The organism is Pseudomonas taiwanensis DSM 21245 (genome assembly GCF_000425785.1).
GTDB classification, from domain to species: domain Bacteria; phylum Pseudomonadota; class Gammaproteobacteria; order Pseudomonadales; family Pseudomonadaceae; genus Aquipseudomonas; species Aquipseudomonas taiwanensis.
In genome coordinates this window covers 193,922-207,292 of record NZ_KE384451.1, presented here as the reverse complement: position 1 = coordinate 207,292, position 13,371 = coordinate 193,922, and the positions used below count along the sequence as shown (strand labels likewise).

The following is a 13,371-nucleotide window of genomic DNA, read 5'->3' as shown; positions in this document are numbered from 1 at the left end:
ATGACCACCCTTTTCGATCCGATCACCCTCGGCGACCTGCAATTGCCCAACCGCATCATCATGGCCCCTCTCACCCGCTGCCGCGCCGACGAAGGCCGCGTGCCCAATGCACTGATGGCCGAGTACTACGTGCAGCGTGCTAGCGCCGGGCTGATCCTGAGCGAGGCGACTTCAGTGACGCCCATGGGCGTCGGCTACCCCGACACCCCCGGCATCTGGTCCGACGACCAGGTACGCGGCTGGAACAACGTGACCAAGGCAGTGCACGCCGCAGGCGGTCGCATGTTCCTGCAGTTGTGGCACGTTGGCCGTATCTCGCACCCCAGCTACCTCAATGGTGAATTGCCGGTAGCACCGAGCGCGATCAAGCCCAAGGGCCACGTGAGCCTGGTGCGGCCCCTTGCCGACTACCCTACCCCGCGTGCCCTGGAGACCGAAGAGATTGCCGACATCGTCGAGGCTTACCGGGTAGGTGCGGAAAATGCCAAGGCCGCCGGTTTCGACGGCGTCGAGATTCACGGCGCCAACGGCTACCTGCTTGACCAGTTCTTGCAGAGCAGCACCAACCAGCGCACCGACCGTTATGGTGGCTCGCTGGAAAACCGTGCGCGTCTGCTGCTGGAAGTGACCGATGCGGCAATCGAAGTATGGGGCCCTGGCCGCGTCGGCGTTCACCTGGCGCCACGTGCCGACTCCCATGACATGGGCGACGACAATCGTGCCGAAACGTTCACCTATGTCGCCCGTGAACTGGGCAAGCGCGGCATTGCGTTCATCTGCTCGCGCGAGAAGGAAGCCGATGACAGCATCGGCCCGCTGATCAAGGAAGCGTTCGCAGGCCCTTACATCGTCAACGAACGTTTCGACAAGACCAGCGCGAACGCGGCACTGGCCAGTGGCAGGGCGGATGCAGTGGCCTTTGGTGTGCCATTCATCGCCAACCCTGACTTGCCTGCACGCCTGGCTGCGGATGCGCCGCTGAACCAGGCGCACCCTGAAACCTTCTACGCCAAGGGGCCGGTCGGCTACATCGACTATCCGCGGATGTAATCGCAGCCCTGGTCGCCGGCAACCCGGCGATCAGGGGTGCAACGGTTCTCAGGGCCGCGCGTTGATCTGCTGTTGCAGGTTCTGGATCTGACTTTGCAGGGTATTGATGCTACGAGTGGTCTGCCCACGAAACGCATCGAACTCCTGGACCGAAGCCCCACCAGAGGCCGCTGCCGGTCGGTTGTCCGCCTGGCTCTTCAATACCAGCACATCTTGCTCCAGGCTCTCGATCGCGGCGTTGGGGTTGCCCTGCTTTTTCAGCGCTGCCACTTCTTCGCTCAGGTTCTTCAGCTGGCCATCGAGCTTGCCACCGTCCACCTGCCCCGACTTCAGTGCCGCCAGTTCAGCGTTCACTGCCTTCAACTGCGCCTGCAGCTGGCTTTGCAGCTCGGTGACCGCCTTCTGCTGTTCGCGGGTGTCAGCCAGCACTTGCTCCAGACGCTTGCCCAAGTCTCCCGCCTGCCCGGCCACACCCTGTTGCTGCTTGCCCTGCTCGGCCAGACTGGCCTGCAACTGACGAATCTGCAGCTTCAAAGCCTCGCTCCCGGTGTTGGCAGTGGACTCCGTGGCCGCCACTTTGCCGCTGATCGCCTGCAGTCGCCCAGCGGCTTCCTCGCTGATGCGGGCGAAGCTTTCCTGGGTAGCCACCAGCTGCTGCTCCATCAGCGTGATCTGCTGGAAGCTCCACCAACCGAGGCCTGCCAGCGCGATGACCGAAGCCCCGAGCAAGGCCCACAGCGGGCCGGTGCTGGCCGGGCGAGCAGCCTTGTGCCGGCTGCGCGCCACGTGCGCGGGCAGCAGTTCGTCATCATCAGGGGTGCCGGCCCGCAGGGTCGGCACGTCATCGAAGTCGTCGTGGGAATCGTTACGCATGGGTGCATTCAACCGCAGTAGTAGCAAAGAGGCATGATTATAAACCGCTCACGCGGCGCACTGATGACCATCATCGGCACGCCAGGTTCACTGGCCAGCCGGCAAGTGCTTCCACCACGCACAGAATTCATCCAGCGCCGTCCACAGGCTCACCTTGGGCTGGTAGTCCAAGTAGTGCCGCGCGCGGCTGATATCCAGGGTGAAATCGCGGCTCATCACCTGCATCCCCAGGCGTGACAACGTTGGCTGCGGTCGACCGGGCCAGAGCAGGCAGGCCGCCTCGTTGATGGCCGCGAGACTGTAGGCCAGCCCATAGGAGCGGTAGCGGGTGACTTGCGGCAACTGCATCTGGCGCATCACATAGTTGACCACGTCCCACAACGGCAGCGGGTGCCCGTTACTGATGTTGTAGGCCTGGCCAAGGGCACGGTCTTCGGCGAACAGGGCACTGAGCAGCGCCTCGTTGAGGTTGTGCACACTGGTGAAGTCGACCTTGTTCAGGCCATTGCCAATGATGGCTACCCGGCCCTTGCGCTGCATGTTCATCAAGCGCGGGAAAATGCTGGCATCCCCTGCGCCCGTGACGAACCGTGGGCGCAGGGCCAACACTTCCAGGCCGAACTCCTGGGCGCCGAAGACCTTCTGTTCGGCCAGGTACTTGGTCTGCGCGTAGTGGTCGTGGAAACGCCGGGGTATCTGGTCTTCACGAACGTCCAGACGCGAGCGGCCATTGAAGTAGATCGACGGCGACGACAAGTGCACCAGGCGCCGCACATGCTCTTTCAGGCAGCCCTCTACGACGTTCTCGGTGACCACCACATTGCCTTGGTGGAAATCCTGGTAACGCCCCCAGTTGCCCACAGCTCCGGCGCAGTGCACCACCGCCTCGACCCCTTGGCACAGACGACGCGCCAGCTCGGCATCGCCCAGGTCGCCCGGGATGAACTGCGCACCGCGCTTGACCAGATGCTCGACACCTTCGGCACGCCGACCGCTGACCCGCACGTCCAGGCCTTGCTCCAGGGCGAAACGCGCAAAGCGTCCGCCGATGAAGCCACTCGCGCCGGTGACCAGAATTCGCATGTAAGACCCCGTCTTGCCAGATTTCAGATGCAACTGACGCCAGCCGCGACTACAAGGGCACCAGCCATTGCCGTGCGCTGTGCCGCAAGTGATCGGTCAGTTGCGCGAGCAGGTGCCCGCCATTGCGCCAATGATGCCAGTACAACGGGACATCGATAGGAGTATCTACGCAGATTTCCACCAACTGACCGTTGGCCAGTTGCTCGCGGGCCTGCAATTCGGGAACCAGTCCCCAGCCCAGGCCGGCTTCGGTCATGCGCAGAAAACCCTCAGACGATGGGCAAAGGTGGTGCAGGAAGCCGTCCTGTATGCCGAGTGATGCCAGGTAGCGGTGCTGGAGGAAATCGTCCGGCCCGTAAACGATGGCCGGGGAGCGCGCCAGCCGCTTGGCATCGAAACCCTTGGGGAAATAACGCGCCATGAATGCCGGACTGGCCAGCGCCCGGTAGCGCATCGCCCCCAGCGCCAGGCTGCGCGCACCGGCCACCGGTCGTTCGCTGCCGCACAGGCAGGCCGCCACTTCACCGGCGCGCATGCGTTTGAGGCCAACCTCCTGGTCTTCCACCACCAGGTCGGTCAGCACTTGTTGCTCGGCACAGAACGCCCCCACCGCGCGCGCCCACCAGGTCGCCAGGCTGTCGGCGTTAAGCGCGATGCGCAAGCGCTCGGGCAAGCCCTCCTCGTCCAGCGCCGGTACCTGGCGCTGCAAGTCGCGCTCAAGCAGACGCACCTGCTGCACATGGTTGAGCAACTGCCGACCGACCTCGGTCGGACTCGGTGGTGCAGCCCGCACCAGCACCGGTTGGCCGACTCGCGCCTCAAGCAACTTGATGCGTTGCGAAATCGCCGATTGCGACAACCCCAGCGCCTGTGCCGCCCGTTCGAAGCCGCCTTGCTCGATCACGGCGGCGAGCGCAGAGAGCAATTTGTAGTCGAACATCAATTTCCCTAATGACGGATCAGCGTTATTTGTTTTTCTTATACAGCGCTGTTCCCCACAATGGCCAGCAACTTCTTTCAGTCATCAGCACCCACGGCTTCGTGGGTGTCAGTGGAGTGTTCCCGCCATGTGGCAAAGCTATTTGAACGGTATGTTGGTGGCCTTCGGCCTGATCATGGCCATCGGCGCGCAGAATGCGTTCGTCCTGGCCCAGAGCCTGCGCCGGGAGCATCACCTGCCGGTGGCGGCGCTGTGCATCGTGTGCGATGCGATCCTGGTCGCCGCCGGTGTGTTCGGCCTGGCCACGGTGCTGGCGCACAATCCGACGCTGCTGGCGATTGCCCGCTGGGGTGGCGCGCTGTTCCTGCTCTGGTATGGCGCCAAGGCGCTGCGCAGCGCCTGCTCGAAGCAGAGCCTGCAACATCAGGAAGGCCAGGGTATGCGCTCGCGCCGAGCGGTGTTGCTCAGTGCCTTGGCGGTAACGCTGCTCAACCCACACGTGTACCTTGACACCGTACTGCTGATCGGTTCGCTCGGTGCCCAGCAAACTGTGCCAGGCGCCTACGTGGCCGGTGCGGCCAGTGCTTCACTGGTGTGGTTCTCGACCCTGGCCCTGGGCGCGGCCTGGCTGGCCCCCTGGCTGGCACGCCCAACAACCTGGCGCCTGCTAGACCTGATGGTAGCGGTGATGATGTTCGCGGTGGCGGCGCAGTTGATCTTCAACTGAGCCCAGCGCCTGCAGGACCTGGCGTGCCAGTGATGAGGCCGGTGCTGGCAACCGCTCTGGAACCTCTATTCCCTATCTTTGTCGCGTGGTTATGCGCGGGGGCTGGTGCTATGATCCTGCCCTCGCGTCGCAAAGAGTACATACTCGCTGACGCCTACCGGGCCGCCCGTGATCGGCCTTGCGCAAACCGCGAACTAGACCTGAATCAGGAGATCCACCATGGCTTTTGAATTGCCGCCGCTGCCGTACGCCCATGATGCCCTGCAGCCGCACATCTCCAAGGAAACCCTGGAGTATCACCACGACAAGCACCACAACACCTATGTCGTGAACCTGAACAACCTGGTCCCAGGCACAGAATTTGAAGGCAAGACCCTGGAAGAGATCGTCAAGAGCTCTTCGGGCGGCATCTTCAACAACGCCGCTCAAGTCTGGAACCACACCTTCTACTGGAACTGCCTGTCGCCAAACGGCGGTGGCCAACCGACCGGCGCCCTGGCTGACGCCATCAACGCCGCCTTCGGTTCCTTCGACAAGTTCAAGGAAGAGTTCACCAAGACTTCCGTCGGCACCTTCGGTTCCGGTTGGGGCTGGCTGGTGAAGAAGGCCGACGGCTCCCTGGCCCTGGCCAGCACCATCGGCGCTGGCTGCCCGCTGACCAGCGGCGACACCCCGCTGCTGACCTGCGACGTCTGGGAGCACGCCTACTACATCGACTACCGCAACCTGCGTCCGAAGTACGTCGAGGCGTTCTGGAACCTGGTCAACTGGGCCTTCGTTGCCGAGCAGTTCGAAGGCAAGACCTTCAAGGCCTGATTCAGGCTTGTCCGAAAAACCCGGCCCAGCGCCGGGTTTTTTATTGGGCTCAGCGTTGACTTCGATGCATGCCGTGAGTGGTGCGGGGCATGTCAGATCGAGCACCGCCCGCGCGGTGCATCGCGAGCAAGGCTCGCTCCTACGGTTGTTTCACGCCAATCAAGGTAGGAGCGAGCCTTGCTCGCGATGCTTTTTTGTTCGCCGATATGGGGCCGGTGCAGGATCGAGCGCCGCTTACGCGACGCATCGCGCGGGCGGCGCTCGATCTCATAACCGCTCGCATTTTCCCTCATGTCCGAATACATGCCTCCCCCTCTTGCTCCCCTCGCATAGCGCGCTAACATCAAACGTCTGGAATGTTGATGCAGCGCACTCAAGTCGCATGGCAGCGCAACCGATACACTGCTCAGGACGGAACCCGCAATGAGCCGCCGCGACTCGCGAACTGCCCGTGGCAACCGGCCGATAGTGTATTGCCAACGTTGATGGCAAAATGATGCCATGCGCATGGATTAAGGAAACCCCATTGAAGCTGGAATTGCGGAACAGCTTGTCGGTCAAGTTGCTCAGGGTCGTGCTGCTGTCGGCGTTGGCGGTCGGCGTGGTTCTCAGCTGCGCGCAGATCGTCTACGACACCTACAAGACCCGCCAGGCCGTGAACAGCGATGCCCAGCGGATCCTCGACATGTTCCGCGATCCATCGACCCAGGCGGTGTACAGCCTCGACCGGGAAATGGGCATGCAGGTCATGGAGGGGTTGTTCCAGGACGAGTCGGTGCGCATGGCCTCGATCGGCCACCCCAACGAAACCATGCTGGCCGAAAAATCCCGCCCACTGCGCGACATGTCGATGCGCTGGCTGACCGACCTGATCCTCGGCCAGGAACGCACCTACACCACCCAACTGGTTGGCCGCGGCCCCTACAGCGAGTACTACGGCGACCTGAGCATCACCCTCGACACCGCCGCCTACGGCGAAGACTTCCTGATCAATGCGGTGATCATCTTCATTTCCGGCGTACTGCGCGCCCTGGCCATGGGCCTGGTACTGTACCTGGTCTACCACTGGCTGCTCACCAAGCCATTGTCGAAGATCATCGACCACCTGACCCAGATCAACCCCGACCGCCCCAGCCAGCACCAGATACCGCTGCTCAAGGGCCACGAAAAGAACGAACTGGGCATCTGGGTCAACACTGCCAACCAGCTGCTGGCCTCCATCGAGCGCAATACCCACCTGCGCCATGAAGCCGAGAACAGCCTGCAGCGCATGGCCCAGTACGACTTCCTCACCGGCCTGCCCAACCGCCAGCAACTACAGGAACAGCTGGACAAGATCCTCGTCGACGGCGGCCGCCTGCAGCACCGCGTAGCGGTACTGTGCGTGGGACTGGATGACTTCAAGGGCATCAACGAGCAATTCAGCTACCAGGCGGGCGACCAACTGCTGCTGGCCCTGGCCGACCGTCTGCGCGCCCATAGCGGCCGTCTCGGTGCCCTGGCGCGCTTGGGCGGCGACCAGTTCGCCCTGGTCCAGGCCAATATCGAGCAGCCCTATGAGGCGGCCGAGCTGGCGCAGAGCATCCTCGACGACCTGGAAGTGCCGTTCGCCCTCGACCATCAGGAAATCCGCCTGCGCGCCACCATTGGCATCACTCTGTTCCCTGAGGATGGCGACAGCACCGAAAAACTGCTGCAAAAAGCCGAACAGACCATGACCCTGGCCAAGGCACGCTCGCGCAACCGTTACCAGTTCTACATCGCCAGCGTCGACAGCGAGATGCGCCGACGCCGCGAACTGGAAAAAGACCTGCGCGAAGCCCTGTCGCGTAACCAGCTGTACCTGGTGTACCAGCCGCAGATCAGCTACCGCGACAACCGGGTGGTGGGTGTGGAAGCGCTGCTGCGCTGGCATCACCCCGAGCTGGGCATGGTCCCACCGGACCAGTTCATCCCCTTGGCCGAGCAGAACGGCAACATCATCGCCATCGGCGAATGGGTGCTCGACCAGGCCTGTCGCCAATTACGCGAATGGCACGACATGGGCTTCAGCGATCTGCGCATGGCGGTGAACCTGTCCACCGTGCAACTGCACCACAATGAACTGCCACGGGTGGTCAACAACCTGCTGCAGGCCTACCGCCTGCCGCCGCGCAGCCTGGAGCTGGAAGTCACCGAGACCGGCCTGATGGAAGACATCAGCACCGCTGCCCAGCACCTGCTGAGCCTGCGTCGTTCCGGCGCGATGATCGCCATCGACGATTTCGGCACCGGCTACTCCTCGCTCAGCTATCTGAAGTCGCTACCGCTGGACAAGATCAAGATCGACAAGAGCTTCGTCCAGGACCTGCTGGACGATGACGACGATGCCACCATCGTTCGCGCCATCATCCAGTTGGGCAAGAGCCTGGGCATGCAGGTGATTGCCGAAGGCGTGGAAACCGCCGAGCAGGAAAGCTACATCATTGCCCAGGGCTGCCATGAGGGCCAGGGCTACCACTACAGCAAACCGCTGTCCGCGCGTGAACTGGTGAGTTTCCTCAAGCAGGCGCAGCGCAACCACGTATCGGCGCTGTAACACCGCTCCCCTCTGGTTACAGGCCGTGACCTGCATTTACATGAATTGCATGCTGGCCTCTTTACAGCAAATGCAAATCTTTCGCATGATGTTACGCTTTCGCGTGCCACGGCACACGGCCTAACCCATGGTCCAACTCCACGACGCAGGAAACCAACAATGATTCGAATGCCTCTGGCCTCCGCCAGTCTGCTGGCCATCGCCATCGCTCTCGCCGGTTGCGGTGAAGGCAAGGATGACAAGGCTGCCGCTCCGCAAGCTCAGGCACCTGCTGCCGCCAGCACCGCTGCAGCAGCGCCGGGGGCTGTCGACGAAGCGGCCGGCAAGGCCGTGGTCAAGCATTACACCGAGATGGTCTACGCCGTGTACAGCGACTCGTTGAGCACCGCCAAGGCCCTGCAGACCGCCGTCGAGGCATTCCTGGCCAAGCCCAACGACGAAACCCTCAAAGCCGCCAAGGCTGCCTGGGCCGCCGCGCGCGTTCCGTACCTGCAGAGCGAAGCCTTCCGCTTCGGCAACACCATCATCGACGACTGGGAAGGCCAGGTTAACGCCTGGCCCCTGGACGAAGGCCTGATCGACTATGTCGACAAGAGCTACGAACACGCCCTGGGCAACCCGGCCGCCAGCGCCAACATCATCGCCAACACCCAGATCCAGGTGGGCGAAGAGAAGGTCGACGTCAAGGACATCACCCCGGAGAAACTGGCCAGCCTGAATGAGCTGGGCGGCTCCGAAGCCAACGTCGCCACTGGCTACCACGCCATCGAATTCCTGCTCTGGGGCCAGGACCTCAACGGCACCGGCCCAGGCGCTGGCAACCGTCCAGCCTCCGACTACCTGGAAGGCAAAGGCGCCACTGGCGGCCATAACGAGCGTCGCCGCGCCTACCTGAAGGCCGTCACCGAACTGCTGGTCAAAGACCTCGAAGAGATGGTCGGCAACTGGGCGCCGAACGTCGCCGACAACTACCGCGCCAAGCTGGAAGCCGAGCCTGTCAACGACGGTCTGCGCAAGATGCTGTTCGGCATGGGCAGCCTGTCGCTGGGTGAACTGGCGGGCGAGCGCATGAAGGTTTCCCTGGAAGCCAACTCCCCTGAAGACGAGCAGGACTGCTTCAGCGACAACACCCACTACTCGCACTTCTATGACGCCAAGGGCATCCGCAACGTCTACCTGGGCGAGTACACCCGTCCCGACGGCACCAAGCTGACCGGCCCAAGCCTGTCGGAACTGGTGGCCAAGGTCGATCCGGCTGCCGACGCCACCCTCAAGGCCGATCTGGAGGCCACCGAGGCGAAGATTCAGGTCATCGTCGACCACGCCCTCAAAGGCGAGCACTACGACCAACTGATCGCCGCCGACAATGCTGCCGGCAACCAGATCGTGCGCGACGCCATCGCCTCGCTGGTCAAGCAGACCGGTGCGATCGAACAGGCCGCTGGCAAGCTGGGTATTGCCAACCTGAACCCGGATACCGCTGATCACGAGTTCTGATTCAGCATTGGCAATGTGGGAAGAGGCGGCCTTCGGGTCGCCTTTTTCGTTCACACCCATTTCATCTGGCAATTGCAAATTGCTCTTATTCAAACTTCCCTGGTTTGCTAAGCTTGCACGCCGGTTTTTCGCTCACGCCCAGGATTCTCGATGTCCTTGACGCTGTCCCGACTTTCCCCTCTGCTGCTGGCCTTCGCGCTCACCGCCTGTGACGACGCCCCGCGCTTTACCCAGGCCGAGCCCGGCGAAGCGCTGTCCGCGGGTCAAGCGACCGTGCAGCGTAGCGACCGCAACGCCTTTTCGATGCCGTCGGCAAACCTGTCGCCCGAGCGGCGCCTGGACTTCAGCGTCGGCAACAGTTTCTTCCGCAACCCCTGGGTGATCGCTCCCTCCACCACCACCGCACGTGATGGTTTGGGCCCGCTGTTCAACACCAATGCCTGCCAGAACTGCCATGTCCGTGACGGACGCGGCCACCCGCCCGGCCCGGATGACAGCAATGCGGTGTCGATGCTCGTGCGCCTGTCGATTCCCGACCAACCCTACCTGGCCAAGGAAATCGAACGCCTGGGCGTGGTGCCCGAGCCAGTCTATGGCACCCAGTTGCAGGACATGGCCATCCCCGGCGTGGCACCAGAAGGCAAGGTGCGCGTGAGCTACGACCGCCAGACCGTGACCTTCGAGGACGGCCACCAGGTCGAACTGCGCAAGCCGACCTTGCAGATCACCCAGCTTGGCTATGGGCCGATGCACCCCGATACACGCTTCTCCGCCCGTGTAGCGCCGCCCATGATCGGCCTCGGCCTGCTCGAAGCCATCCCCGAAGCCGACATCCTGGCCAATGAAGACCCCGATGACCGCAACCGCGACGGCATCCGTGGCCGCGCCAACCGGGTCTGGGACGACGCACAGGGCAAACCGGTGCTTGGCCGTTTCGGCTGGAAAGCCGGCCAGCCCAACGTCAACCAGCAAAATGTGCACGCCTTTGCTGGCGACATGGGCCTGACCAGCACCTTGCAACCGAAGGACGACTGTACCTCGGCGCAAACCGCCTGCTTGTCTGCGCCCAATGGCGACGGCGCCAATGGCGAAAAGGAAGTCAGCGACAACATTCTGCGACTGGTCACGTTCTATACCCGCAACCTCGGCGTGCCAGCCCGACGCAACGTGGATGCGCCGCAGGTACTGGCCGGCAAGAACCTGTTCTTCCAAGCCGGTTGCCAAGGCTGCCACACCCCTCAGTTCACCACAGCCACCAATGCTGCCGAGCCGGAACTGTCGGGCCAGGTCATCCGCCCCTACAGCGACCTGCTGCTACACGACATGGGCCCCGGCCTTGCCGACGAGCGCACCGAGTTCGCCGCTAACGGCCAGGATTGGCGCACGCCGCCGCTCTGGGGCATCGGCCTGACCGAAACGGTCAGCGGCCACACCCAGTTCCTGCACGATGGTCGTGCCCGAAACCTGCTCGAGGCCGTGCTCTGGCACGGTGGCGAAGCCGAGGCGGCACGCAACCAAGTGCTCACCTTCAATGCCGAACAGCGCGCTGCGCTGTTGGCTTTCCTGAATTCACTTTAACGCGTAAGGACCCGGCATGTTCCGACCCAAACTGTTGTTCACCAGCCTCGCCGCACTCGCCCTGGGCGCCTGCTCGCCGCAGGATCCGCAGGCAATCACCTCCGCCGCGATCGCCAAGCAAGTGATCCTGCCCACCTACAGCCGCTGGGTCGAAGCCGACCGCCAGCTGGCTGCCAGCGCCCTGGCCTATTGCGAAGGCAAGCAGTCCCTGGAGGCCGCCCGCGCCGACTTCCTCAATGCGCAGAAGGCATGGGCCGAACTGCAGCCGCTGCTCGTCGGCCCGCTGGCCGAGGGCAACCGGGCCTGGCAAGTGCAGTTCTGGCCAGACAAGAAGAACCTGGTCGGTCGCCAGGTCGAGCAATTGCTCAGTGGCGACAAGCCGGTCGACGCCGAAGCCCTGAGCAAGGCCAGCGTCGTGGTCCGTGGCCTGTCGGCTTACGAATACATTCTGTTCGACAGCAAGCCGGACATCGCCACGGCCGAGCAGAAAGCCCGCTACTGCCCACTGCTGGTGGCCATCGGCGAACACCAGAAGGTGTTGGCCGAGGAGATCCTCAAGACCTGGAACAGCACCGACGGCATGCTGTCGCAGATGACCAAGTTCCCCAACCAGCGCTATGCCGACTCCCACGAGGCCATCGCCGACCTGCTGCGCGCCCAGGTCACCGCCCTGGACACTCTGAAGAAAAAGCTCGGCGCACCGATGGGCCGTCAGAGCAAGGGTATCGCCCAGCCGTTGCAAGCCGAAGCCTGGCGTAGCCACTCCTCGCTCAAGAGCCTGGAAGCCAGCCTGAAAGCTGCCCAAGCGGTCTGGGTCGGGGTCGACAACCAGGGCCTGCGCGGTCTGCTGGGCAGCGATCAGAAAGCGCTGGTGGAAAAGATCGACGACGCCTACGCGACGTCGCTCAAATTGCTGGCCGACAATCACAAGACACTGGGTGAACTGCTTGCCGACGAAGCTGGCCAACAGACCCTCAACCAGATCTACGACAGCCTCAACGTCGTCCACCGCCTGCACGAAGGCGAGCTGGCCAAGGCGTTGAACATCCAGCTTGGCTTCAATGCCAACGACGGTGACTGATCATGCTGCGACGCCAGGCACTCAAACTCGGTAGCGTATTGCTCAGCGCCCTTACCCTGGGCGGTTGGAGCCTGCTGCGCAACAAAGGCAGCGAGCCCCTGCTGCTCTCGGCGCGTGACGATGGCGACGGCAAGCACTATGCCGTCGGGTTTCGCCTGGATGGCACCCAGGTGTTCAGCACCCAGGTCGCCCAGCGTTGCCATGCCATCATCAACCACCCCGTGTTGCCGATAGCGCTTTTCGTCGCCCGGCGTCCTGGTACCGAAAGCTACCTGGTCGACCTGCGCGACGGGCGCCTGTTGCAGACCGTCACCTCACAGCCGAACCGTCACTTCTATGGCCATGCAGTCATTCACAAGGATGGCCAATGGTTGTACGCGACGGAAAACGACACCACCGACCCAGGTCGGGGCGTGCTGGGTATCTATCGCTTCGAGGGCGAGCGCCTGGTGCATACCGGCGAGATCCCGACCCATGGCATCGGCCCGCATGAGGTGGCCTGGCTGCCAGATGGCGAAACCCTGGTCGTGGCCAACGGCGGCATCCGCACCGAAGCCGAGAGCCGGGTCGAGATGAACCTTGATGCCATGGAGCCCAGCCTGGTGCTGATGCAGCGTGACGGCACCCTGCTGAGCAAGGAAACCCTCGCCCAACAGATGAACAGCGTGCGCCACCTGGCGGTGGGCAGCGACGGTACCATTGCCGCCTGCCAACAGTTCATGGGCGATGCCACCGAGACCGCCGAGCTGCTGGCGATCAAGCGTCCGGGCGAGCCGTTCAAGGCCTTCCCGGTGCCGGAACGCCAACTCCAGTCAATGGCCCAATACACCGCCAGCGTGGCCATCCATAGCGACCTGCGCCTGGTGGCGTTGACCGCGCCTCGGGCCAACCGGCTGTTCATCTGGGACCTGGACAGCGGCGCGGTCAAGCTCGATGCGCCGATGCCCGATTGCGCCGGTGTGGGTGCGGTGCAGGACGGTTTCGTCGTGACCTCCGGACAGGGCCGTTGCAGGTTCTATGATTGCCGCAAAGCGGAACTGATCGGGCAGCCGATGAACCTGCCTTCGGGCTTCTGGGACAACCATCTGCACCTGGCTTGATACCTGTGCTGCCCCCATCGCCACGGTTGGTCGCCAAGACCCACCGTG

Annotated in this window: 12 protein-coding genes; 8 read left to right on the top strand and 4 right to left on the bottom strand. The window is 63.2% G+C overall.

Annotation, left to right across the window (positions count from 1 at the left end; genetic code table 11):
* Entirely contained in the window at positions 1-1,050 is a 1,050-nt protein-coding gene (locus H620_RS0122765) for an alkene reductase (RefSeq protein WP_027908094.1), read from the top strand.
* A 48-nt stretch (positions 1,051-1,098) separates the two neighbouring features.
* On the opposite strand, the gene H620_RS0122760 is transcribed toward H620_RS0122765, so the two are convergent.
* The 3 genes from H620_RS0122760 to H620_RS0122750 all read right to left on the bottom strand — a co-directional run bounded on the left by H620_RS0122760 (position 1,099) and on the right by H620_RS0122750 (position 3,946).
* Positions 1,099-1,923 carry a hypothetical protein gene (locus H620_RS0122760; protein ID WP_023378875.1) on the bottom strand — a complete coding sequence of 275 codons (825 nt, stop codon included), beginning with the start codon at positions 1,921-1,923 and terminating at the stop codon, positions 1,099-1,101.
* A gap of 87 nt (positions 1,924-2,010) precedes the next feature.
* Positions 2,011-3,006 (bottom strand): NAD-dependent epimerase/dehydratase family protein, encoded by a 996-nt coding sequence (locus H620_RS0122755; RefSeq protein WP_023378874.1) that lies wholly within the window; start codon positions 3,004-3,006, stop codon positions 2,011-2,013.
* A gap of 49 nt (positions 3,007-3,055) precedes the next feature.
* A complete protein-coding gene (locus tag H620_RS0122750) occupies positions 3,056-3,946 on the bottom strand; it encodes a LysR family transcriptional regulator ArgP (protein WP_023378873.1) in 891 nt (296 codons plus the stop codon).
* Between the two features lie 127 nt (positions 3,947-4,073).
* Here H620_RS0122750 and H620_RS0122745 point away from each other — a divergent pair, with 127 nt between their 5' ends.
* Both H620_RS0122745 and H620_RS0122735 read left to right on the top strand, forming a co-directional pair.
* Positions 4,074-4,673, top strand: a complete 600-nt coding sequence (locus H620_RS0122745) for a LysE/ArgO family amino acid transporter (protein ID WP_023378872.1) — start codon at positions 4,074-4,076, stop codon at positions 4,671-4,673.
* 219 nt (positions 4,674-4,892) lie between these two features.
* Positions 4,893-5,489 (top strand): superoxide dismutase, encoded by a 597-nt coding sequence (locus tag H620_RS0122735; RefSeq protein ID WP_003255187.1) that lies wholly within the window; start codon positions 4,893-4,895, stop codon positions 5,487-5,489.
* 92 nt (positions 5,490-5,581) lie between these two features.
* Here the strand turns inward: H620_RS0122735 and H620_RS27045 are convergent, their stop codons facing one another.
* Entirely contained in the window at positions 5,582-5,794 is a 213-nt protein-coding gene (locus tag H620_RS27045) for a hypothetical protein (protein ID WP_155950816.1), read from the bottom strand.
* A 221-nt stretch (positions 5,795-6,015) separates the two neighbouring features.
* On the opposite strand from H620_RS27045, the gene H620_RS0122730 reads away from it, so the two are divergent.
* From H620_RS0122730 to H620_RS0122710, 5 genes are all read left to right on the top strand, one after another.
* The gene (locus H620_RS0122730) at positions 6,016-8,067 is read left to right on the top strand and encodes a putative bifunctional diguanylate cyclase/phosphodiesterase (RefSeq protein ID WP_023378871.1); all 2,052 of its coding nucleotides are present in this window, start codon (positions 6,016-6,018) and stop codon (positions 8,065-8,067) included.
* Positions 8,068-8,226: 159 nt separating this feature from the next.
* A complete protein-coding gene (locus tag H620_RS0122725; RefSeq protein ID WP_023378870.1) occupies positions 8,227-9,564 on the top strand; it encodes an imelysin family protein in 1,338 nt (445 codons plus the stop codon).
* 150 nt (positions 9,565-9,714) lie between these two features.
* Complete coding sequence (locus tag H620_RS0122720; protein WP_023378869.1) at positions 9,715-11,142, top strand: di-heme oxidoreductase family protein; 1,428 nt, start codon at positions 9,715-9,717, stop codon at positions 11,140-11,142.
* Between the two features lie 16 nt (positions 11,143-11,158).
* Positions 11,159-12,223 (top strand): imelysin family protein, encoded by a 1,065-nt coding sequence (locus tag H620_RS0122715; RefSeq protein ID WP_023378868.1) that lies wholly within the window; start codon positions 11,159-11,161, stop codon positions 12,221-12,223.
* A gap of 2 nt (positions 12,224-12,225) precedes the next feature.
* Complete coding sequence (locus H620_RS0122710) at positions 12,226-13,323, top strand: DUF1513 domain-containing protein (protein WP_027908092.1); 1,098 nt, start codon at positions 12,226-12,228, stop codon at positions 13,321-13,323.
* Positions 13,324-13,371 lie beyond the last annotated feature (48 nt).

Excerpts from the sequence above, each read along its gene's own strand:
- H620_RS0122765 (WP_027908094.1), top strand. The coding sequence starts at position 1 with ATGACCACCCTTTTCGATCCGATCACCCTCGGCGACCTGCAATTGCCC.
- H620_RS0122760 (WP_023378875.1), bottom strand. The coding sequence starts at position 1,923 with ATGCGTAACGATTCCCACGACGACTTCGATGACGTGCCGACCCTGCGG.
- H620_RS0122755 (WP_023378874.1), bottom strand. The coding sequence starts at position 3,006 with ATGCGAATTCTGGTCACCGGCGCGAGTGGCTTCATCGGCGGACGCTTT.
- H620_RS0122750 (WP_023378873.1), bottom strand. The coding sequence starts at position 3,946 with ATGTTCGACTACAAATTGCTCTCTGCGCTCGCCGCCGTGATCGAGCAA.
- H620_RS0122745 (WP_023378872.1), top strand. The coding sequence starts at position 4,074 with ATGTGGCAAAGCTATTTGAACGGTATGTTGGTGGCCTTCGGCCTGATC.
- H620_RS0122735 (WP_003255187.1), top strand. The coding sequence starts at position 4,893 with ATGGCTTTTGAATTGCCGCCGCTGCCGTACGCCCATGATGCCCTGCAG.
- H620_RS27045 (WP_155950816.1), bottom strand. The coding sequence starts at position 5,794 with ATGTATTCGGACATGAGGGAAAATGCGAGCGGTTATGAGATCGAGCGC.
- H620_RS0122725 (WP_023378870.1), top strand. The coding sequence starts at position 8,227 with ATGATTCGAATGCCTCTGGCCTCCGCCAGTCTGCTGGCCATCGCCATC.
- H620_RS0122720 (WP_023378869.1), top strand. The coding sequence starts at position 9,715 with ATGTCCTTGACGCTGTCCCGACTTTCCCCTCTGCTGCTGGCCTTCGCG.
- H620_RS0122715 (WP_023378868.1), top strand. The coding sequence starts at position 11,159 with ATGTTCCGACCCAAACTGTTGTTCACCAGCCTCGCCGCACTCGCCCTG.
- H620_RS0122710 (WP_027908092.1), top strand. The coding sequence starts at position 12,226 with ATGCTGCGACGCCAGGCACTCAAACTCGGTAGCGTATTGCTCAGCGCC.